This window comes from Bradyrhizobium sp. Ai1a-2 (genome assembly GCF_000426245.1).
In the GTDB taxonomy this organism is placed as follows: domain Bacteria; phylum Pseudomonadota; class Alphaproteobacteria; order Rhizobiales; family Xanthobacteraceae; genus Bradyrhizobium.
Map to the genome: position 1 here is coordinate 20,370 of NZ_AUEZ01000073.1, position 20,726 is coordinate 41,095.

The 20,726-nt window shown below is 61.1% G+C and carries 18 protein-coding genes and 2 pseudogenes; 8 read left to right on the top strand and 12 right to left on the bottom strand.

The genetic code is table 11. The features are described from left to right. Positions 1-433: 433 nt before the first annotated feature. The gene (locus K288_RS0133495; protein ID WP_027583477.1) at positions 434-1,615 is read left to right on the top strand and encodes a radical SAM protein; all 1,182 of its coding nucleotides are present in this window, start codon (positions 434-436) and stop codon (positions 1,613-1,615) included. A 994-nt stretch (positions 1,616-2,609) separates the two neighbouring features. On the opposite strand, the pseudogene K288_RS51095 reads toward K288_RS0133495, so the two are convergent. The 5 genes and pseudogenes from K288_RS51095 to K288_RS0133515 form a co-directional block, all read right to left on the bottom strand. Continuing rightward, a pseudogene (locus tag K288_RS51095) lies at positions 2,610-2,777 on the bottom strand (sodium:proton antiporter); the annotation flags it as partial. Between the two features lie 131 nt (positions 2,778-2,908). After that, positions 2,909-3,139, bottom strand: a complete 231-nt coding sequence (locus tag K288_RS0133505; RefSeq protein WP_027583478.1) for a hypothetical protein — start codon at positions 3,137-3,139, stop codon at positions 2,909-2,911. Between the two features lie 37 nt (positions 3,140-3,176). Then, on the bottom strand, positions 3,177-3,458 hold the full coding sequence (locus K288_RS51100) for a hypothetical protein (protein ID WP_084799910.1): 282 nt from the start codon (positions 3,456-3,458) through the stop codon (positions 3,177-3,179). Between the two features lie 176 nt (positions 3,459-3,634). Continuing rightward, complete coding sequence (locus K288_RS0133510) at positions 3,635-4,078, bottom strand: universal stress protein (RefSeq protein WP_027583479.1); 444 nt, start codon at positions 4,076-4,078, stop codon at positions 3,635-3,637. Between the two features lie 439 nt (positions 4,079-4,517). Continuing rightward, positions 4,518-5,387 (bottom strand): LysR family transcriptional regulator, encoded by an 870-nt coding sequence (locus K288_RS0133515; RefSeq protein ID WP_027583480.1) that lies wholly within the window; start codon positions 5,385-5,387, stop codon positions 4,518-4,520. Positions 5,388-5,640: 253 nt separating this feature from the next. Here K288_RS0133515 and K288_RS0133520 point away from each other — a divergent pair, with 253 nt between their 5' ends. Beyond that, complete coding sequence (locus tag K288_RS0133520) at positions 5,641-6,591, top strand: HlyD family secretion protein (protein ID WP_027583481.1); 951 nt, start codon at positions 5,641-5,643, stop codon at positions 6,589-6,591. 21 nt (positions 6,592-6,612) lie between these two features. After that, a complete protein-coding gene (locus tag K288_RS0133525; protein ID WP_027583482.1) occupies positions 6,613-7,734 on the top strand; it encodes an FUSC family protein in 1,122 nt (373 codons plus the stop codon). Positions 7,735-8,061: 327 nt separating this feature from the next. On the opposite strand, the pseudogene K288_RS0133530 reads toward K288_RS0133525, so the two are convergent. Then, positions 8,062-8,379, bottom strand: a pseudogene (locus K288_RS0133530) (sodium:proton antiporter); the annotation flags it as partial. A 134-nt stretch (positions 8,380-8,513) separates the two neighbouring features. On the opposite strand from K288_RS0133530, the gene K288_RS0133535 reads away from it, so the two are divergent. Then, positions 8,514-9,866 (top strand): adenylate/guanylate cyclase domain-containing protein, encoded by a 1,353-nt coding sequence (locus K288_RS0133535; protein ID WP_064737379.1) that lies wholly within the window; start codon positions 8,514-8,516, stop codon positions 9,864-9,866. A 100-nt stretch (positions 9,867-9,966) separates the two neighbouring features. On the opposite strand, the gene nhaD is transcribed toward K288_RS0133535, so the two are convergent. From nhaD to gph, 6 genes are all read right to left on the bottom strand, one after another. After that, on the bottom strand, positions 9,967-11,247 hold the full coding sequence (gene nhaD / locus K288_RS0133540; RefSeq protein WP_027583485.1) for a sodium:proton antiporter NhaD: 1,281 nt from the start codon (positions 11,245-11,247) through the stop codon (positions 9,967-9,969). 248 nt (positions 11,248-11,495) lie between these two features. After that, positions 11,496-13,097 (bottom strand): TRAP transporter large permease subunit, encoded by a 1,602-nt coding sequence (locus K288_RS0133545; RefSeq protein ID WP_027583486.1) that lies wholly within the window; start codon positions 13,095-13,097, stop codon positions 11,496-11,498. Next, complete coding sequence (locus K288_RS0133550; RefSeq protein WP_027583487.1) at positions 13,094-13,633, bottom strand: TRAP transporter small permease subunit; 540 nt, start codon at positions 13,631-13,633, stop codon at positions 13,094-13,096. The genes K288_RS0133545 and K288_RS0133550 overlap by 4 nt, the downstream gene beginning before the upstream one ends. Before the next feature lie 337 nt (positions 13,634-13,970). Continuing rightward, positions 13,971-15,005, bottom strand: coding sequence for a GTP 3',8-cyclase MoaA (gene moaA, locus K288_RS0133555; RefSeq protein WP_027583488.1), 1,035 nt, complete (start codon positions 15,003-15,005; stop codon positions 13,971-13,973). 233 nt (positions 15,006-15,238) lie between these two features. Further along, positions 15,239-15,721 (bottom strand): hypothetical protein, encoded by a 483-nt coding sequence (locus tag K288_RS0133560; RefSeq protein WP_043161399.1) that lies wholly within the window; start codon positions 15,719-15,721, stop codon positions 15,239-15,241. 150 nt (positions 15,722-15,871) lie between these two features. Then, entirely contained in the window at positions 15,872-16,558 is a 687-nt protein-coding gene (gene gph / locus K288_RS0133565) for a phosphoglycolate phosphatase (protein ID WP_027583490.1), read from the bottom strand. 204 nt (positions 16,559-16,762) lie between these two features. On the opposite strand from gph, the gene K288_RS0133570 reads away from it, so the two are divergent. From K288_RS0133570 to gor, 4 genes are all read left to right on the top strand, one after another. Then, positions 16,763-17,596, top strand: a complete 834-nt coding sequence (locus K288_RS0133570; protein ID WP_027583491.1) for an SDR family NAD(P)-dependent oxidoreductase — start codon at positions 16,763-16,765, stop codon at positions 17,594-17,596. 266 nt (positions 17,597-17,862) lie between these two features. Further along, positions 17,863-18,555: a ribose-5-phosphate isomerase RpiA gene (gene rpiA / locus K288_RS0133575; protein WP_027583492.1), complete on the top strand. Its 693-nt coding sequence runs from the start codon at positions 17,863-17,865 to the stop codon at positions 18,553-18,555. A 25-nt stretch (positions 18,556-18,580) separates the two neighbouring features. Then, entirely contained in the window at positions 18,581-19,123 is a 543-nt protein-coding gene (locus tag K288_RS0133580) for a DUF2059 domain-containing protein (RefSeq protein WP_027583493.1), read from the top strand. Positions 19,124-19,229: 106 nt separating this feature from the next. Continuing rightward, positions 19,230-20,621, top strand: coding sequence for a glutathione-disulfide reductase (gene gor, locus K288_RS0133585; protein ID WP_027583494.1), 1,392 nt, complete (start codon positions 19,230-19,232; stop codon positions 20,619-20,621). Positions 20,622-20,726: the final 105 nt, after the last annotated feature.

The following is a 20,726-nucleotide window of genomic DNA, read 5'->3' on the forward strand; positions in this document are numbered from 1 at the left end:
AACAAGCAACGGCCTTTCGTTCGATCTTTGAATTGCATCGCGAAATTGCATCGCGAAGAGGAGCAGAAGCCATGGCGATTACCACGCTGAAGGTCTTAGCGAGTCTCCTGCAACTGCACGGACCAGGCGCAACAATCCAGAGTGATCATCAAGGCATCGACGCGTTGCTGAGCGAACTGCGCGAACAGGGTTCGACAGAAGGACTTATGTCTGACCAACCCGCGGTTGTTCCCGACCAACCCGTTGTAAACCAAGTTTATTTCAGGCGAGGCTTTGGCAGAGGGCCGTATGTGGGCGGCTTCCGCAGGGCTGGATATTATCCGGGCGCAGGCGCATTCCGCAGAGGCGGAGCTTATCCAGGGTTCCGCAGAGGGGGCTTTGTCCGAGGATATTAGTTTAATCGCATTTTCTTCATGCACGTATCGGTGCCGGGATGTTGGTCGACGATTCAAATGCTGTCGCCTTCCAGGATCAGCCGATCACGCAGTTGCTGGTCAAGGTGGCAACGCGATGCAACATTGACTGCTCCTATTGCTACTGGTTTCGCGACGCCACCGTCTACGATAAGCCCAAGCTGATGAGCGCGGACGTGCTGCGGCAGTTGCTGCAGCGCATCGAGGAACACGTTGCGAGATATTCCCTCGTCGATTTTCCCATCGTTCTGCACGGCGGCGAGCCCTTGCTGTGGGGTGTCGAGAATTTCCACCGTTTTGCAGAGGCCTGCGAAGGCATTTCATCCCGAACGGGCTGCGACATTCCCATCGCGGTTACAACCAACGGCGTGTTGATCGACGATGAATGGCTGAACTGCTTCGAGACGCGCAACATCTCGGTTGCGATCAGTCTCGACGGACCGGCGCATATTCACGACCTTCACCGTCGCACGTTCCAGGATACGGGCACCCATGCGGCGGTGGAGCACGCCGCCCGCATGCTGGTGTCGCGCGACATCGGCGTGAGCGCCTTGGCTGTCTGCAATCCCGCTTACGCCCCGGAGCAGTATGTCGAGTTTTTCGCCGCGTGCGGAATTGCCAACTACGACATCATGATCCCCGATGCGACGGTGGATGAGAAGCCGCCATCCATTGCTTCGTTCTACAACGGGCTGTTCGACTTGTGGCTGGCCGCAAATCGCACGGCGCCGACTGCCAACATCCGCATCATTACCGACATGATCACCGCCTTGCTTGGCAACAATGCGCCGACCGAGGGCGTCGGCCACAAGCCCATCGAGCTCTGCACGGTGATGACGGATGGCACTGTCGAGGCCCACGACGTGTTGCGGATCGCGGGCGATGGCTTCACCCAGACCAAGTTCAACATCTTCGATCATGCGATCGACGAGGTCAGGAACGAGCCTCGCTGGAAAGCGGCGCGCGATGCGTCAATCAATCTTTGCGAGAAGTGCCGGCAGTGCAAGTTCATGAATGCCTGCGGAGGGGGGTATCTTCCGCATCGGTTCTCCAAGGCAAATGGCTACGACAATCCTTCGGTGTATTGCGACGATCTCTATTCGATGTTCGAGAATGCGCAATCAGTCTTGGAGAGCCATCTTCATGTCAGGAAGCAAGGCGGCGAACGCGTCAACGTGCGCGACGCGCTGACACGCGCCTAGCGGTTCGATGGCAAGGGCCAACAGAGACTCTGATGCTCGTTTAGGTGCAGAGCCAAAGAAGCTTGATATCTTGCACGGCCGCTCTCATGGATGGTCCGCAATATCCTCGGGCGGGCCTTTAGCGGCGCTCGTGACCCAACCTGGGACTCCTCTGCAGAAGCCAAAGAAGCGCCTGAGCCAACGCTGCCGTAGCGGAAGGGCCGTTCACCTCGATAAGTGCATATAAAATAAGCGAAAATAAGTTTTGGCGCTTGGCCAATGCCGGCATGGACCGCTACCACCGAAGGTGCTCGATGCCTCCCGGCTTGACCCGTGTCGTATGACGCAAATTAGCGCACGATACAGCGAGGTACGGCGCCCGAGCTGGCGTTGCAGCGCACATCGCTCGATCCGCGCCATTGATCTACGTCAAGATGTGGTCTTGCCGTTCTTCCGTTTATTGCATGCGGCCTTGGCGCCGGCTTAGGCGAGCTGAGGACATTCCGGATTGTCGTCAGGCCCGCCTCGAACGGAGCGAGACCGCATTGTGCTGTAATCCAAACGTCTTCAAGGAGGCAAAACATGCTGGGTACGCGAACACTGTTGGCGGTCGCTATTCTTCCATTCCTTGTAGCTCCGTCATTGGCGCAAACGTCACAGGATAGAGTCAAAGCCATACGCGCGGAATGCTTCAGGCAGGCCAATGAGGCGGCAAGAGCCCAAGCGGGCATGGCTTCGGCCAATCCTGCTGCTACCGCCGAAGCGAACTCTGTTGGCGCTAACGCCTACTACTCCTGTATTCGTAAGAACGGCCTCCGGCGATAAACACTCCCTCGGCGAGGATCGGTGTCGCCTGCATCCACTTGCGCTTGGACCGCCGAAATGTCCCCGAGCGCGAGAACACTCACGCAGGTTCCGCAGATCCTCGGCGGGGTGCGCTAGGTTAAGGCGTTGCGATGATCCTTCCGCGATTGAGCGGACGCAGACCAGGACAAGCGATCTATAGAGTCAGGCCCTAGTGCAGGAGCCTGTACTGGATGACGTAGGTGGCCGCGCCGGCGAAATAGCCGAGCAAGGCAAGGCCGCTGATGCGGCGGACGCACCAGGAGAACTGGATCTTCTCCAAGCCCATCGTCGCCGCCACGAGCGGCACGTTATCGACGACGGCGCTGACCAACCCGAGCGCGGTCGCGGTGAAGTCCTGGCGCCCGATCTCGCACGTCCGCTCGCATGGGTGGACCCGAAGCTCGCTCGTGCGAGCCTCTACCGCTGCTTGTGACCCAACTCGGACTTCGCCTAACCATTCGCGTTAACTCACGCGGCGCGTTCCTTGTCTGACTGCTCCTCGACAGTGGTCGCGGTTTCTTCCAACCCCTTTTCGTAATTGCCCGCGAACCTCTCGATGCTGTTGGCCCACATCCTCAGCATTGAGACCTGAAAGTGCATGAGTGGCCTTAAGGCATTCATGCCGATTGCTGTCGCTGCGGTGATGCGCGCTTGTGGGTCGTGCGCGAAACGGCTTACGTTAGAGGTCTTGTCTGCCATGCTTCGCTCCGTCTGCTCTGGTGTGGTGGTCCAAAAACTAAGTCTCAGCTTGCGCGCGTCGTGACTCCAAACACTCGGCCAAAGCTTGATCTGCCGCGAGTCTCGCACCTCGGTCGTCATGAAATTCGTCCAATTTTTTCAAGTAAACGACTGCTGCGATTTGCAAGAGATCGAAATCATATTCGCCGGTGTCACGAAGATTGGTGAGGTAGCGATAGAGGACGGAACGCCTACTATCGTTCTCGCTGATACCGCTGTGGTGCAGCAAGTAGTTCCGCCAAGCGAACGCACACGCGCCTTCAAGGGCCTGAGAATTCATGGGCACCTCCCAAAAGCCAGAGAAAGACTGACGAGCCGTTTCGTTCCGCGAATTTCTCACGCGAAAATGCTGTTCCGTAGCTGCGCCGCAAGGTGTTCGCGCGGGCAATGTCGGTGTTGCGGATTTCCGCGGCCAGGAGCCGGTTTCTCCAAGCCCTTCACCATCATTTATGTCCGCTAGTGAACGACCAACACCGGGACGCTTCCGTCCACCAGGACCTCCGATGTTTGGCTCCCCAACCATAGCTTCCTGAGGCCGCGACGCCCATGAGAGGCCATGACGATCAAGTCGCAGCCTCTGGACTTTGCCGTTTCGATAATCGCAGTCGCTGGGTGCGCATTCGGAACATGCAAGAGTTCCGCAGATATCCCGATCTGTTCCGCCATAGCTCGAGCTTCATCAAGGGCTTTGCCCGCACGTTCCTTGCAGGCTGCGTCAAAGCCATCAAACACTTCCTGCGAGGGAATCCATCCCCCGTGCCCGCTCCCAACCGGCAGTGGTTCCGTTACGGTGATGAATGTCACTTTAGCGTTCAAGGCCTTTGCTAAAGCAAACCCATGCTTAACGCCTTTTCCCGCGACATCCGATCCATCCGTGCTCAAGAGAATATTGGCATACATCGGGGGCTCCCTTGCTCGTTGAACATTCTCCTAAAAAACGATCCTTCGCCTTCCGAATGTAAACTGGGTCCGCCTTTCGGTTGCAGCTTGAGATAGATCAATCGGTGGGCCCATCGTGCCGCGACCACATGTCCGGTGCTGGCCCTGAGCGGCGGTTCTGGAATGTCTGCTTTCGCGCCGCCATGAGCGGTTAAGCAGACGTAAAGAATCCAAGTGCCGTAGGCCGGGTGAAGCGTCAGCGTAACCCGGGACGGGACGTAGATGTTGATGCAGATGTCCCGGGTTGCGCTTCGCTGCACCGCAACTCGCTCGTGCGAGCCTCTACGGCCGCTTGTGACCCAGAGCCGCCTTAGGGTGCGGACGACGCCGAAACGGTGGAATGCGGCCAACGCAGACGAAATCGGGATTTGAGCTTTCCGTCCGACTTTCGTTTCCTGCCTCAGGCCACCGCCTGGGCAATGAAGTTGCGGACGATCTTCGAGGTCTCGCCACGCCGAAACGCCAGGGCCAGGTGCACGATTGGAGCGTCCCCTTTGACCTCACGATAGGTGACGCCGGTTACATGAAGCTGGCGCATTGATGCCGGCACGAGCGAAAAACCAAGCTCGGCTGCCACCAAGGTGACTACAGAGCTGATCTCCGGCGCGGACTGCCCGAGGGTCGGCTCGAAGCCTGCCCGCCGACAAGCCCGGATCACGGTGTCAACCCAGGCCGATCCGCGCGGCGTCAGAATGAGCGGATCACCCTTTAGCCGGATAAGATCGATTTCAATCGACTTCGCCACCGGATGGCTTGCGGGCAATACGACCAGCAGCGGCTCGTTGGAGAGACGCCGGAACTGCAGATCGTCCCCGCCCTCATCGGGACGTAGGAACACTGTGTCCAGCTCGCCTTCCCGAAGGCCCGCAACGAGGCGGGATGTGTTTGCCTCCTCCAGCGTCAGATCCACCTCGGGATAGGCTCGCCGAAATGATCGGATTGTCGAGGTAACAACCGGATTAAACGGTGCCGAGTTGGTAAAGCCCACGCGCAGCGAACCGATTTGACCCCGCGCCGCTCTTTGCGCAGCTCGCATGGCGCGCTCCGCCTGCATAGGAATGACCCGTATGTTCTCTAGAAAAGCGCGCCCTGCTTCGGTCAGTTCAGCACCTTGGGGAATGCGACGGAAGAGCGGAGCCCCGACTTCTGCCTCAAGATCTTTGATCTGTTGGCTCAGCGGCGGCTGCCCGATTCCAACGCGCGCAGCGGCGCGTGTGAAGTTTTTCTCCTCGGCAACCGCGAGGAAGTAGCGGATGTGGCGCAGTTCCATGTCAGTGCCAAAAGCTATCAAGGACGCCTCTCCAATATATTTGACTGGGTCCTGATTGAAACCAAATATCGCGTATCCTCCCGCTTGATCTGGACGATCGAAATTGGACCAGAACCCGTATGCCCTACTTGAAAGGCAAGTCCCTGAGCCGACGGTTAGGGAAAGAGAACCCGGTCTTCCGGTCGCTGCACCTTCGCCGTCCGCAAGACCTGAACTCGATCGCTCACGTCTTCTTTCGCATCGCCAGCGCGCCTTGCTGTTCCTCCTCGCCTTTGCGGCGGCTGTCCTCGCTTGGTGGATATCTGGCTATCTGTTTGCCTACACGGACGATGCATACGTCACGTCCGATGTTGTATCGATCACGCCGGAAGTGACGGGTCCGATCGAAGCGGTCCATGTGACAGACAACGACTGGGTGGAGCGAGGAACGCTCCTCTTTACCATCGATCCAGTTCCGTTCAGGTTGGCCGTAGAGCAAGCGCGCGCGGAGGAGGCGCGTACTGAGGCGCAGCTGCCAGTTGACCAGGCCCAGCTGCAGGTTCTGCGGGCGCAGAAGGAATCGGCGGATGCTGCAGCGAGGCTCGCGGCGGCAAATCTGCGCCGTGACACGCCGCTTGGGCAATCCGGTACGATCTCCGCCCAGGCCCTCGACCGGACCCGGACCACGGAGGCGCAAAGCGCGGCCCAGCAACATGCCGCCGAAGCTGCCTTGCAGAAGGCGAGCGAGACTCTCAGCCTGGATAAGGCTGCCGTCTCCTCGGCCCACGTTGTACGTCTTCTCGCCGAATGGCGCCTGAGCCGAACCAAAGTCGTGGCGCCCGTTGACGGTTACGTGACGCATCTTGCCGTTCAAGCCGGCGACATGGTTTCCCCGAGCCAGGCAGCAGTTGCGATCGTCGATGGAAACGCCTGGCGCGTCGTTGCCAACTACAAGGAATATTATCTGCGACACCTTCGTCCCGGCGGCGCCGCCTGGATTTGGCTCGACAGCCATCCCTGGCACCTCTACCGCGCGCGCATCCAGGGTCTGGCTCACGGCATCAGTCGTCAGCCAGGAAGCGAGACGCTGGTGCCCTATGTATCTCCGACCGTGAACTGGATTCGCCTGCAGCGACGGATTCCAGTTCGATTCACCCTTCTCGACCCTCCAGGAGGCGACCAGCTCTTCATGGGTGCTGACGCCCGGGTCCTTGTCATTTACTAATCGGGAAGGTGCAATTTGACGATGCCTTTCCTTATATCGGCCCTGCGTCCCATACCGCGCGCGCTGGTGCGTGAGCTCAAATCGCTCCAGCTAAGTGGCCCGCGCGCCAGAGAGGCAGCAAAACCCGTGCTCTCGGTGCTGGTCGCTGTCGCGGCGGCAACCATTCTCAACCTTGACGATCTCTCCTGGGCAGCGTTCAGCGGCTACATGGTGATGCGTGGCGGCGTCGCCGAGACATTCCCGCGGGGACTAATGCGCGTCGCCGGAACTGCCGGAGGAGCACTGCTGGGCCTCCTGCTCGCGCCCAGGACAGCGGATGACCCTTTGCTGTTGATGGTTTTCCTCTTCATGGTGTCGTGGGTCGGCACCTTTCAGTCGCTGGCGACCAAATACAGTTATGCATGGCTGTTCTTTGGCCTCACGGCCGGGATGGTAACCACCGAGGCGCTGGCCTCGCCAGACTCTGTCGTGCATTTCGCTGCCACGCGCGTGACGGAGATCACCGTCGGCACGAGCGCGTGCCTCGTTGTTGCAGGCCTATTCTCGGACGAGCCTAGCTGCAGGAAACCGCGTGCCTACGACATGCTCTGGTGCGGACGCTTGCGCGACCTATTGAATGAGGACTGGCTGCGAGAGCATGGGCCGCTGTTCGAGCACAGTACGCGCGCGGCGCTGGCCGTCGCCTTGCTTCCTCTAGTCTGGCGATGGTTCAGTATTGAGGATTTCTCGCAAACCGCGATCACATCGTACGTCGTTATGATTATCCCATCGGCGGTAGTATGGGAACGCCGATATGTTACGATCTACGAGAGGATGGCCCATAGAACGGTCGGATGCCTGCTTGGCAGCGCGATCGCTCTTATCTCCATTGGCCTCTTCGGGACAGGATTACCCGTGACCGTCCTCACCCTCATTGCCGGCGTGTGGGTTGGCTACCATGTCCAGACAGGACGGGACATCAACTATCTCGGAACGCAATTCACGCTTGGGCTACTCGTTACCCTTGTTCAGGGACCAGCTCCGATCACCGATATTGCTCCCGGGCTGGAGCGATTGCTCGGCATCGCAATCGGCTCCGCCATGCTGTGTCTGACGAGCTTTGTTTGGCCCTTGAAGACAAGTAGCATTGCCGACGGAAACTAAAAGCTGCCGTCCCATTGTCGGGCGACGATGGTCGTTGTGTTGCTTCAGCGGCCGGACACCGCGAATGCCATCGTTGATCGCCACATTCGTCGCTCCCAAATAGCCTGTTCGCGCCCTATCGTGCAGTACTGATGTCGATTATTGGCCCTGAGCGGGCGGTTCTGGAATGTTCGCGCCGCTATGAGCGCTTAAGCAGACTTAGGCCAGGTCAAGCGATTCATGAATCCAAGTGCCGTCGCCCGGGGTGAAGCGTTGGCGTAACCCGGGACGGGACGTAGATCTTGATGCAGATGCCGATGTCCCGGGTTGCGCACCCGGGCTACTGGGTCAGTGCAGCAGCCTGTACTGGATGATGTAGGTGGCGGCGCCGGCGAGATAGCCGAGCAAGGCAAGGCCGCTGATGCGCCGGACGTACCAGAAGAACTGGATCTTCTCCAAGCCCATCGCGGCGACGCCTGCCGCCGAGCCGATGATCAGGATCGATCCACCGGTGCCGGCGCAATAGGCGATGAATTCCCACAGGAAACTGTCGGCCGGATACTGGGGCAGGCTGTACATGCCCATCGTCGCCGCCACCAGCGGCACGTTATCGACGACGGCGCTGACCAACCCGAGCGCGATCACGGTGAGGTCCTGGCGTCCGATCTCGCACGTCGGTCGGTTCGAAATCTCGCACTGCAGCGGCCCACCATAATCTTGGTTGTGTTATCTTAGTTCCAGGACGGGCCTGCAGGCCAGTTTATGGCAGTTCGTCCAGCCAGCCCTTAGGGGGAACGCTCATGGCCAACAAACCTTCACCGGGAAGTGCTGGGGATGGGATGCATTTCTCGCAAACCCGTTACGCCAAAAGTGGAGATGTGAGCATCGCCTATCAGGTTACGGGAAATGGCGCATTTGACTTGGTCTTTGTGCCGGGTTTTGTCAGTAACCTCGATTTCCAACTTGAACACCCTGGCTGGTCACATCTCGTGTCCCGTTTGTCCAATTTCTCGCGTCTCATCCGGTTCGATAAGCGGGGTACAGGATTGTCTGACCGTATAGCTGGCATCGCCAATCTCGAAGACCGCATGGACGACGTCAGAGCGGTCATGGATGCCGTTGGCTCCGAGCGGGCAGCACTGTTCGGAGTCTCGGAAGGCGGCCCAATGAGCCTCCTTTTCGCCGCCACTTACCCCGAGCGTGTTAGCGCCATGGTGCTCTATGGAAGCTATGCGATCCATCCAACCTTAACCGACGAGACCTTTCTGCGACAACAAATCGACTCCATAGATCGCTTGTGGGGCAGCGGCGAGTTCGTGAAACGGTATTTTGTGCCGAACAATGTCGCGGTCGAATTGCCCGTACTCGCACGCTTCGAGCGACAATCTGCGAGTCCCTCAGCGGTAGCCGCGATACTGCGGATGAACAGCGAGATCGATGCGCGGCACATTTTGCCGATGATTCATGCGCCCACACTCGTCCTGCACCGATCGAGAGACACTCGCATGTCGATTGATGCGGGACGGTATCTCGCGAACCATATACCTGGTGCGAAAATGGTTACGCTGCCAGGCCAGAATCATTTGTTCGTATACGAACCCGAAATGATCGATCGCGTTGCAGGTGAAGTCGAGGAGTTCCTGACAGGCTCGCGGCGCGAGATCGAAACTGACCGTGTGCTCGCAACCGTGATGTTTACCGACATCGTCGAATCTACAAAGCGAGCCGCCGAGCTTGGTGACCGTCAGTGGGGCACCCTGGTTGATAACCACGACAGAATGGTGCGCGAACAGCTCGCACGTTTCCGGGGCCGCGAGATCAAGACCCTCGGCGACGGCTTTCTCGCGACGTTCGACGGGCCGGCCCGCGCCGTGCGCTGCGCTTCCTCCATCGTTGAGTCGCTGCACTCGCTGGGCATTGACGTGCGTGTCGGCCTACATACCGGCGAGATCGAATTGAAGGATGATGACGTTGGGGGGATAGCCGTGAATATTGCCGCCCGCATTGCCGGGATTGCCGGACCGGGCTCGACCCTGGTGTCGAGCACGGTTAGGGACCTCGTTGCGGGTTCAGGGTTGCGCTTTGCAGATCAAGGTCCTCACCTTCTCAAGGGCTTGCCGGAAGAACTGCATCTCTATGCCGCACTCGTCTAAGTGCCGTAGCCCGGGTGAAGCGTTAGCGTAACCCGGGACGGGACGTAGATGTCGATGCAGATGTCTCGGGGTTGCGCTTCGCGGCACCCGGACCACCGGGTCAGTGCAGCAGGCTGTACTGGATGATGTAGACGGCGGCGCCGGCGAGATAGCCGAGCAAGGCAAGGCCGGTGATGCGCCGGACGTACCAGAAGAACTGGATCTTCTCCATGCCCATCGCGGCGACGCCTGCCGCCGAGCCGATGATCAGGATTGATCCGCCGGTACCGGCGCAATAGGCGACGAACTCCCACAGGAAGCTATCAGGCGGATACTGGGCCAGGCTGTACATGCCCATGGTCGCCGCCACCAGCGGCACGTTGTCGACGACGGCGCTGACCAGTCCGAGCGCGATGACGATCATGTCTTCGCGCCCGATCTTCGCCGCGAGCCAGTTGGCCAGCATCTCCAGAACCCGCGTGTGCTCGAGCGCCGCGACTGCCAGCAGTATCCCGACGAAAAACACGATCGAGCCCATGTCGATCCGGGTCAGCGCGTGGAGCAGGGTGAGATGCTGCTTTTCATCTTCCTCCTTGTGTCGATGGATCAGTTCGCCAACCATCCAGAGCAGGCCCAATCCGAAAAGAATTCCCATGAACGGGGGCAGGTGGGTTGCGGTCTTGAAGGCGGGCACCGCGATCAGGATGCCGAGGCCCAGGTAGAACATCGCGTTGCGCTCGAAGATGCTGGTCTCGGGCGTCTCACGCTCCACCTCGCCGAGCGCTGGGATCTCCTTGCCCCTCAACGAATAGCCTACGACCAGGAGGGGAACGATCAGGTTGATCAGCGAGGCGAGGAACACCCCCTTGATGATCGCGAGCGGCGTGATCTGTCCTCCGATCCACAGCATCGTCGTCGTCACGTCGCCGATCGGCGACCAGGCTCCGCCCGCGTTGGCCGCGATCACGATCAGGGCGGCGAAGAACAAGCGGTCGTTGGCATCGTCGAGCAGCTTGCGCATCAGCGATATCATCACGATCGTGGTCGTCAGATTGTCCAGGATCGCGCTCAGGAAAAAGGTCACGAAGCCGACCAGCCACATCAGGCTGACTTGCTTCCTGGTGCGGATCAGCGAAGTGATGACTTCGAAGCCGTTATGGGCATCGATCACCTCGACGATCGTCATGGCGCCGAGCAGGAAGAAGACGATCTGGGCGGTCGCGGAGACGGAGTCGTTGAGCTGCCTATCGATCAGCGCCGGGTCGCCGCTTGCTACCGCGTACACCGTCCAGAGCAGTCCCGCGCCCAGCAACGCCGAGGCGGATTTGTTGATTCCGATCGGGTGTTCCAGCGCGATCGCCGCGTAGGCGATGATGAAGATCGCGACGATTGCGGCTAACAAGACCTGATCCCCGCCTAGAGCATGATCCGGAAAAGTGGGCACCCGTTTTCCGAAAAGATCATGCTCAAACAAATAGATGAGATCATGATCCGATTTCATCCAATCGGATCGTGATCTCGCCCGCCCATAACGATCCCGCTCGGCAGCCGTCCAGCAGCTTCGCTGCGGCTATTTGCCCCCGTGCCCTCCCGGAGGAGGGCACGGCCGGATCAGTGCGTCAGATTAGTGCGTCAGATTAGTTCGTCAGATTAGTTTTTGGGCTGACCGAAATCGAGCGGCGGCAACTCGATCTGCGGCACCTCGATCTTCACCTTGTCCAGGTCGACGTCGAGCGGCTTGTCGAGCAGGCCAGTTACGACCACCGGGAAGGCGATCACCAGCGCCACCATGATGAGCTGCAAGCCGATCCAGGGCAGTGCGCCCCAATAGATGTCGGAACTCTTCACTTCCTTCGGCGCCACGCCGCGCAGATAGAACAATGCGAAGCCGAACGGCGGGTGCAGGAACGAGGTCTGCATGTTCACGCAGAGCATGACGCCGAACCAGATCAGCGCCGCGTCGGGGCCGACGACCGGCGCCAGGATCTTCTGCGCGACCGGTGCGATCATCGGTAGGATGATGAAGGCGATTTCGAAGAAGTCGAGGAAGAAGGCCAGGAAGAAGATGAAGAGGTTGATGAAGATCAGGAAGCCCCAGACGCCGCCGGGCAGCGAGGTCAGATGGTGCTCGAGCCAGACGCCGCCGGAGACGCCGAGGAACACGACCGAGAAGCAGGTCGAGCCGATCAGGATGAAGGTGACCATGCAGGTGATACGCATGGTCGTCTCGTAGCCCTGCTTGATCAGGTCGCGCAGATCGGGAATGCGCACCGCCTCGAGGCAGATCCAGACCACTGCAAGATAGGTGATGGCGAACATGATCTTGAAGACCAGGTTCTCGCTGTAGAGGATCGCGACGATGGTGCCGATGCCTGCGGCAATGACGCCGGCGATCATCACCTTGTGGCCGGTCGAGCTGAAATCCTTGTGGTGGATCGCGGCGAGCACGATGGCGCCGACCGCGCCCATGGCGCCGGCTTCGGTCGGCGTCGCAAGGCCCATCATCATGGTGCCGAGCACGACAAAGATCAGCACCGCGGAGGGGATGATGCCGAGCAGGCATTTCTTCCACAGCGCCCAGCCGGTCAGCGTGCGCGCTTCCAACGGCACCGCCGGCACGTGACTCGGTTTGAAGATACCAAGCACGAAGGTGTAGCCGGCGAACAGGATGATCTGGAAGATCGATGGTCCCCAGGCGCCGAGATACATGTCGCCGACCGATTTGCCGAGCTGGTCGGCGAGCACGATCAGGACCAGCGATGGCGGCACCAGTTGCGTGATGGTGCCGGAGGCCGCGAGCACGCCGGTGATGTAGCGTATGTTGTAGCCGTAGCGGATCATCACCGGCATCGAGATCAGCGCCATCGCGATCACCTGCGCCGCGACCGTGCCGGTGATCGCGCCCAGGATGAAGCCGACGATGATGACGGAATAGCCGAGCCCGCCGCGGATCGGGCCGAACAACTGGCCCATCGAATCCAGCATGTCCTCGGCAAGCCCGCACCGTTCCAGTATCGCGCCCATGAAGGTGAAGAAGGGGATCGCGAGCAGGAGCTCGTTGGAGAGCACGCTGCCGAAGATGCGGCCGGGGATCGCCTGCAGGAAGTTGAGGTCGAAGAAGCCGAGATAGATCGAGAGGAATCCGAACGAAAGCCCGACTGCGGCCAGCGTGAACGCCACGGGATAGCCGATCAGCATGGCAATGATCATGCCACCGAACATCAGTGGCGGCATCATCTCCAGCGTAATCATTGGGTCGGCCTCTCGTACTTTGCGTCGATCGTCACATAGCCCTGCAGCGCCGCGATGCGCTTGATCACCTCCGAGACGCCTTGCAACGCCAGCATCACGAAACCGGATGGAATGACGAACTTGATCGGCCAGCGGATCAGGCCGCCGGCGTTGCTTGAGATCTCGCCGACCGCATAGGACTGATAGAAGAACGGCCAGGACAGATAAGCGAGCAGCAGACAGGCCGGGATCAGGAAGAACAGCGTGCCGATCAGGTCGAGCCAGAGCTGGCCGCGCTCGGACAGCATGAGATAGAAGATCTCGACCCGGACATGTTCATTGCGCTTGAAGGTGTAGGACGCGCCGAACATCACAAGGACGGCGAACATGTACCACTGCGCTTCAAGCCAGCCGTTCGAGCTATAGGAAAAGGCGTAGCGGATCATCGCATTGCCGGCGCTGACGAGACAAGCAATCAAAACCAAGAGGTTGCAGATATAGCCGATCTTCTCATTGAGCCGGTCAATGGCTGTACTCAATCCCAGCAAAGGGCGCATTATAGTCTCCGCGGCCACGCCAAACGCGCGCCGATTGTATCAACGAGCATCGCTACGCCACCGCGCCAACGCGCGTGGTGCTACGGCTCACCTCTACGAGCGATTGCAATGCCAGTCCTCCCCGTTGTGTGCTTCTGCCGTCTTGGCTGCACCGGGTAGGGCAGCGGCCTGTCCGGCCGGGCTGGCGTGAAAGCTGCCGCACCATTTCAGCGCGGATTGATAACGTCAATCGGAAAATGGGCATATTGACGCGGGGACAAGCCGCTGTATGGGCTTGGTGAATCCCGGTCCAATCAGGCGCTTTCGCGAAGGCTGCCGGGGTGGAGGCGCGCGGCCGTCAGCCGCCGGTGACGCTCATGTGCCGGCTGACGCTCGGGCGGTTGTGGCGGCGGTCGATGATGAAATCGTGCCCCTTCGGCTTCAATCCGATGGCGCGGTCGATCGTGGCCGACAACAGCTCGTTGTCTGCCGAAGCGCGCAGCGGTTTGCGCAAATCGGAGGCATCCTCGTGGCCCAGGCAGGTGTGCAGCGTGCCGGTGCAGGTGATGCGCACGCGGTTGCATGACTCGCAGAAGTTGTGAGTCATCGGCGTGATGAAGCCGAGCTTGCCGCCGGTCTCACTGACGCGGACATAGCGGGCAGGACCGCCGGTGCTCTCGTCGAGATCGGTCAGCGTGAACTGCTTTTCCAGCCGGGCGCGGAGAAGCGACAGCGGTACATACTGATCGATGCGGCCGGCGCCGATGTCGCCCATCGGCATGACCTCGATCAAGGTCAGCCCCATGCCCTTGCCGTGCGCCCACTCCATCAGCGAGGGGATCTCGTCCTCGTTCATGTTCTTGAGCGCCACCGCGTTGATCTTGACCGCAAGCCCTGCGGCGCGCGCTGCCTCGATGCCGGCCAGGACCTTGTCGATATCGCCCCAGCGCGTGATCGCGCGGAACTTGTCGGCATCGAGCGTATCGAGCGAGACGTTGATGCGGCGCACGCCGCAATCGGCGAGTTCGGAGGCGAAGCGCGCCAGCTGCGAGCCGTTGGTGGTCAGCGTCAGTTCATCGAGCGCGCCGCTGCCAAGATGCCGCGACAGCGAGCGCAACAGCGTCATCACGTTGCGGCGCACCAGCGGCTCGCCGCCGGTGAGGCGGAGCTTGCGGACGCCCTTGGCGATGAAGGCCGAGCACAGCCGGTCGAGCTCTTCCAGCGTCAGGAGATCGGCCTTCGGCAGGAAGGTCATGTCTTCCGACATGCAGTAGAAGCAGCGCAGATCGCAGCGATCGGTGACCGAGACGCGCAGATAGCGGATCGTCCGGCCGAACGGATCGGTCATCGGACGGAACAGGGATTCGGAGGAGGGAAGCGAAATCGCGCTCATTCACACGCCTTGCAAACGCCTTGCTCGGCGGAGCCGGACGAAAGGACGTGACGCTCCGCTAACACAATCTAGGCAGCTTGCTACCGTCCGACAATGCGTTCCGTCAAACAGTGCAGTGCGAACATGCAATTTAAAGCGTTTTCGAGCGAAGTGGACACCGGTTCGCGTGAGGAAAACGCGTCAAAACAAGGAATCTAGAGCTTCGGTTCTGATTCAATCAGAACCGAATTGCTCTAGCGCTGCACTGGCGCGTTCGGATCGGGGAAGGCCGAGCCATTGGCTGCAGCAGGTTCGGCCGCGGGTGGTGCTGCTGCTGCAGCAGCAGTGGCCGGCTTGGGCCGCTTCGGCCGTGGCTTGCGCGCCCTCGGCGGCGGAGCCGCGGGCTTTAGTTCCGCAACCACGGGATTGGGGTCGAGCACGGTCGAGGCGGGCGTTGTGAGGTCGCCGGGGTTGCGGACCACCGTGACCGGAACCGTGGCCGGCTCATACTTCGGCAGGTTGAAAGTGACGGAGAAACCGCTGTCGGGCGCCGCTACCGAGACGGTGCAGGGCGTTTTGCAGCCCGGTCCGACCGAGGTCACCGCATCAGCGCCCGGAGGCGCCGATTCGAGCTGAACCTGGACCGGCGCAGGCGCCGACTTGAACGAATCCCAAGAAAAAGACGAACACCCCGCCAGGCTTGCCCCGGCGACGGCAATCGCGATGACACGACGCATATTGATCCACCTAACTGTGGCTGAGAGCCACAATCCCCGGCCGGACCATATGAGGGTGGGCAGTGCGGCGCAACGGCGCAGGGCGGATTCGCCCGACGATGGTTAATAAGGATGCGGTGCGTTGCAGAAAAGCAACGTTAGCTCAGTAGGTTAGGAGATATTCACAGCCCTGGCGAGGCTATCGACAGCCGCCGGCAGCTCGCGCATATGGCCGATCAGCCGGTCCGGCTTCAGTTCGGCGATAGGTACGTCGGTATAGCCGAATTCGACCCCGATCACCGGGATACCCGCGCGTCGGGCGACCCCGACATCCGTTCCGGCATCGCCGACCATGACCGCGGAGGACAACTGTCCCCCAGCCCGCGCCACCGTTTGCCGGAGGATCGCCGGATCCGGTTTCGAGACCCCGAAGGTGTCAGCGCCGCAGATCGCGGCAAACCGCCCGCTCAGGCCGAGCTGATCGAGCAGGAGCCTTGACAGGAACTCGAGTTTGTTGGTGCAGACCGCGAAGCGGAACCCCTGCGTGGCAAGCTCGTCCAGCGCGGTTTCCAGCCCTTCGAACGGGCGCGATTCGTTGGCGATATGGGCGGCGTAATAGTCGATGAAATCCGTGGTCAGCCGGCTGACGTCGTCGGTGCTGACGTGGCGGCCTTCGACCTCAAGCGCGCGTTCGATCAATCTGCGGGCGCCGGCGCCGATCATGGTCCGCGCCGACGGCAGCGGCACTGGGGCCAAGCCCTCGCGGCTCAGCACGTGATTGAGCGCGCTGATCAGGTCGGGCGCGGTATCGACGAGGGTACCGTCGAGATCGAAAACGACAATGCCGGGAGGACTCATCGTCTCTTGGCTATCGTTTCCGGCGCCGTCATGCAAGAGAAGAGGGCGGACTTCGCTGCGCATAGAGCATGATCCGGAAAAGTGGAAACTGGATTCCCCTCGCGACAAACGCGACGCGTTTGCGCGGACATCATGCTCAAATAAAAAGATGAGATCATGATCGGATTGCGTCCAATCGGATCATGATTCTGAGGGAGGCGCTCCATGCGTGAACTTGCCGGCAGAACAGCCTTTGTCACGGGCGGCGCCAGCGGCATCGGCCTTGCGCTCGGCCGCGCGTTCGCGGAGGCGGGCATGAAGGTGATGCTCGCCGACATCGAGGCGGAGGCGCTGGAACGCGCCGTCAAGAGCCTGGCTCAGTTCGGGCCGAGCGTGAGGGGCACGATCTGCGATGTTGCCGATCCCGCAAGCGTCGAGGACGCCGCCGGCGCCGCGTTCGATGCCTTCGGCAACGTCCACATTCTCTGCAACAATGCCGGCGTCGCCGCCGGCGGCGGCATCGACGCCATCTCGCTCGAGAGCTGGCGCTGGGTGATCGATGTCAACCTGCTGGGCGTGGTGCACGGCATCGCAAGCTTCCTGCCGCACATGCGCAAGCACGGCGAGGGCGGACACATCGTCAACACGGCCTCGATGGCGGGGATGAACGCCGACCTCGGTTTCAGCCCTTACTCGGCGACCAAATTCGCCGCTGTGAGCATATCCGAGGGACTGGCTTTGCGGCTCAAGCCATTTGGTATTGGCGTCAGCGTGCTGTGCCCGAGCTTCGTGCGGACCCGTATCGGCGAGAGCGGACGCAACCGGCCTCCGCGCTACGGTCCGACGCCGGCGCTCGATCCGGACAGCCCGGTGGCTGCCATGGTCGCCGAGATCGCGCGGCAATTGGAGGCTGGCATCGACCCAGCCGATGTTGCCGCACGCGTCCTTGCCGCCATCCGGGAGGATCGCCTCTATATCTTCACCCATCCCGGCATGCGGGCCCAGGTCGAGGCGCGGTTTGCCGCGATCCTGGCCGCGATGGACGAGGTCTCCAATTAATCTTTCGGTTGAGGACGAAGCATCGCGTAGCTGGAAGAAAGCGTGGAAAAACAGTGCGCTGGCGGCCGATTCTGATCGAATATTAAAACTGCGGTCCGCCGCCGCCCAAGGCGCTATTGGCGCTGTCCCTGCGCGCAAAAGGGGGCTAGATATGCGCCCGCCGGAGCGGGGATGGGGCCGCTCCCAAGCCTCAAAGAACTAGTCCCGCGAACAAGCTTCGAGAACAAGTCTCTAGAACAAGTCCTGGGAAATCGTCGCACGTGGACATGGACGGATTGAAACGACAGGCCGCGGCGCGTGCCCTGGAAGAGGTGCGCGACGGCATGAAGCTCGGGCTCGGCACCGGCTCCACGGCCAAGCATTTTGTCGACCTGCTCGGCGAGAAGGTGCGGGCCGGCATGAAGGTCGTGGGCGTGCCGACCTCAGAGGCGACCCGCGCGCAGGCGGAAGCCTGCGGCATTGCGCTCACCACGCTGGACGAGATCGATCACCTCGATCTCACCATCGACGGCGCCGATGAGGTCGATCCCGCGCTCAACCTGATCAAGGGCGGCGGCGGCGCGCTGCTCCGCGAGAAGATCGTGGCGGCCGCATCCGATCGCATGATCGTGATCGCCGACGACAGCAAATGGGTCGATGCGCTCGGCCGTTTCCCGCTGCCGGTCGAGGTGATCCCGTTCGGGCTCGCGGCGACCAAGGCGGCGATCGCCAAAGCCTTTGCGGAGGCCGGCGTTGCCGGACAGATGGTGCTGCGGACGGCCAAAGACGGCCACGTTTTTGTCACCGATGGCGGCCACTGGATTATCGACGCCCACCTTGGACGGATAGCGGACGCGCCGCGCCTGGCCGGGCTGCTGAGCGTGATCCCGGGGGTTGTCGAGCATGGGTTGTTCATTGGCCTCGCCGGCATGGTGGTGCTGGCGGGTGCGCAGGGAATTCGCGTTGTTGAACGGCGCTGACGCCGTAAATTCGGGGAGAATTGGAATGACGAGCTTTGTACGGATTTTGTCGGCCGCCGGCCTTGCGTTGGGCGTGGCCCTGACCGCCGTATCGGTGAGCGCGCAGCAGAAGGCGCCGGCTCCTGCGGCGGCGCCTTCGCTGAAGGAAGGCTCGCCCGCGGCGATCGCGGCCGCCAAGGAAATCCTCAAGATGAAGAACGCGAGCGCGATGTACGCCAACGCCGTTCCCAACATCGTGCTGCAGACCAAGGAAAGCCTGCTGCAGTCGAACCTCAACTATCAGAAGGACCTCAACGAGGTCGCCACCATCGTCGCCAAGAACCTGGCCGGCCGCGAGCAGGAGATCGGCGACGGCATGGCCAAGGTCTATGCCAACGAATTTACCGAGCAGGAACTGAAGGACCTCGTCACCTTCTACAAGTCGCCGCTGGGCCAGAAGCTGCTCGCCAGCGAGCCCCGGGCAATCCAGTTCTCGATGTCCTATATGAACCAGTGGGCGCAGCAGTTCTCCGAGATTGTGAACGCCCAGTTCCGGGCCGAAATGCGCAAGCGCGGCAAGGAGATCTGATTCTCAAGAGCACGATCCGGAAAAGTGGATGCCGGTTTTCCCTCGCGACAAACGCGAAGCGTTTGCGCGGAGATCATGCTCAAGAAAGCTTTAGGACACAGGCGCCATGGCTGATTACGACGTCGATCTGTTCGTCATCGGGGGCGGTTCCGGCGGGGTTCGCGCCGCGCGCATCGCCGCCGGCCATGGCGCCAAGGTCATGGTCGCCGAAGAGTACCGGATGGGCGGTACCTGCGTGATCCGCGGCTGCGTGCCGAAAAAACTGTTTGTGATCGGCTCGCACGTCCATCAGGAGATCGAGGACGCCGCCGGCTTCGGCTGGACCATCCCGCAAGTCTCGTTCGACTGGCCGACGCTCGTCGCCAACAAGGACAAGGAGATCGCGCGGCTGGAAGCGGCCTATACCACCAATGTCGAGAAATCCGGCGCGCACATCGCCAAGACCCGGGCCGTCTTCGAGGACGCGCACACGCTGCGTCTTGCGACCGGCGAGACGGTGAAGGCCAACTATGTATTGATCGCAACCGGCGGCGCGCCCAATCACGGGCCCGAGATTCCCGGCATCGAGCACGTGATCTCCTCCAACGAGGCGTTTCATCTCGCCGAATTGCCGCGGCGCATCGTGATCCAGGGTGGCGGCTACATCGCGCTGGAATTCGCCGGCATCTTCGCCGGCTTCGGTTCCGACGTCACGGTGATCTACCGTGGCGACAATATCCTGCGCGGCTTCGACGAGGATGTCCGGGAGCACGTCCGCTCCGAGATGGAGAAGCGCGGCATCACCATCCTGACCGGCTGCACCGTCACCAAGGTCGACCGTCACGGCAAGGAATTCACCACGCATCTGTCGAACGGCTCGAGCCTCGCCTCCGAGAAGGTGATGTTCGCGATCGGCCGGCATCCGAACGTCGCCAATCTCGGCCTGGAAAAGGCGGGCGTCGCCATCAACCCGAACAATGGCGGCATCGCGGTCGATGCCTGGTCGAAAAGCTCGGTGTCGAACATCTACGCAATCGGCGACGTCACCCATCGCCACAACCTGACGCCGGTCGCGATCCGCGAGGGCCACGCCTTTGCCGACACCGTGTTCGGCAAGCGCCCGGTCCAGGTCGATCACAGCAACATTCCGACGGCGGTGTTCTCGCAGCCGGAGGTCGGCATGGTCGGTCTGACCGAAGCCGAGGCGCGCGCGCAGTTCAGCCACGTCGACATCTACAAGACCAGCTTCCGGCCGATCAAGGCGACCATGTCAGGCCGCGACACCCGCGTGCTGATGAAGCTCGTGGTCGACGGCGTCAGCGACCGCGTGCTCGGCTGTCACATCGTCGGCGATTGCGCCGCCGAGACCATCCAGGCGGTCGCGATCGCGGTGAAGATGAAAGCAACCAAGGCCGATTTCGACGCGACCTTCGCACTGCATCCGACCGCCGCCGAAGAACTCGTGACCATGCGCACCCCGACCGTGCGTTACGTTAGACAGGCCGCCGTAGCGCCGTAGCGCGTAGGGCGGGTTAGCACTACTGAGTCAAGCGGTCGCGGTCTTTTGGGGCTGAGAATCAAGTAATTGAAGAGATTCAATATTTGGCACGTGGAGGGCCAGATG

Bases quoted from the DNA above. Each gene is read 5' to 3' on its own strand.
- K288_RS0133510 (WP_027583479.1), bottom strand. From the start codon at position 4,078: ATGTATGCCAATATTCTCTTGAGCACGGATGGATCGGATGTCGCGGGA.
- K288_RS0133570 (WP_027583491.1), top strand. From the start codon at position 16,763: ATGCGTGAACTTGCCGGCAGAACAGCCTTTGTCACGGGCGGCGCCAGC.
- K288_RS0133580 (WP_027583493.1), top strand. From the start codon at position 18,581: ATGACGAGCTTTGTACGGATTTTGTCGGCCGCCGGCCTTGCGTTGGGC.
- K288_RS0133550 (WP_027583487.1), bottom strand. From the start codon at position 13,633: ATGCGCCCTTTGCTGGGATTGAGTACAGCCATTGACCGGCTCAATGAG.
- K288_RS0133495 (WP_027583477.1), top strand. From the start codon at position 434: ATGTTGGTCGACGATTCAAATGCTGTCGCCTTCCAGGATCAGCCGATC.
- rpiA (WP_027583492.1), top strand. From the start codon at position 17,863: ATGGACGGATTGAAACGACAGGCCGCGGCGCGTGCCCTGGAAGAGGTG.
- K288_RS51100 (WP_084799910.1), bottom strand. From the start codon at position 3,458: ATGAATTCTCAGGCCCTTGAAGGCGCGTGTGCGTTCGCTTGGCGGAAC.
- K288_RS0133545 (WP_027583486.1), bottom strand. From the start codon at position 13,097: ATGATTACGCTGGAGATGATGCCGCCACTGATGTTCGGTGGCATGATC.
- moaA (WP_027583488.1), bottom strand. From the start codon at position 15,005: ATGAGCGCGATTTCGCTTCCCTCCTCCGAATCCCTGTTCCGTCCGATG.
- K288_RS0133515 (WP_027583480.1), bottom strand. From the start codon at position 5,387: ATGGAACTGCGCCACATCCGCTACTTCCTCGCGGTTGCCGAGGAGAAA.
- gor (WP_027583494.1), top strand. From the start codon at position 19,230: ATGGCTGATTACGACGTCGATCTGTTCGTCATCGGGGGCGGTTCCGGC.
- K288_RS0133525 (WP_027583482.1), top strand. From the start codon at position 6,613: ATGCCTTTCCTTATATCGGCCCTGCGTCCCATACCGCGCGCGCTGGTG.
- K288_RS0133560 (WP_043161399.1), bottom strand. From the start codon at position 15,721: ATGCGTCGTGTCATCGCGATTGCCGTCGCCGGGGCAAGCCTGGCGGGG.
- K288_RS0133535 (WP_064737379.1), top strand. From the start codon at position 8,514: ATGGCCAACAAACCTTCACCGGGAAGTGCTGGGGATGGGATGCATTTC.
- K288_RS0133505 (WP_027583478.1), bottom strand. From the start codon at position 3,139: ATGGCAGACAAGACCTCTAACGTAAGCCGTTTCGCGCACGACCCACAA.
- gph (WP_027583490.1), bottom strand. From the start codon at position 16,558: ATGAGTCCTCCCGGCATTGTCGTTTTCGATCTCGACGGTACCCTCGTC.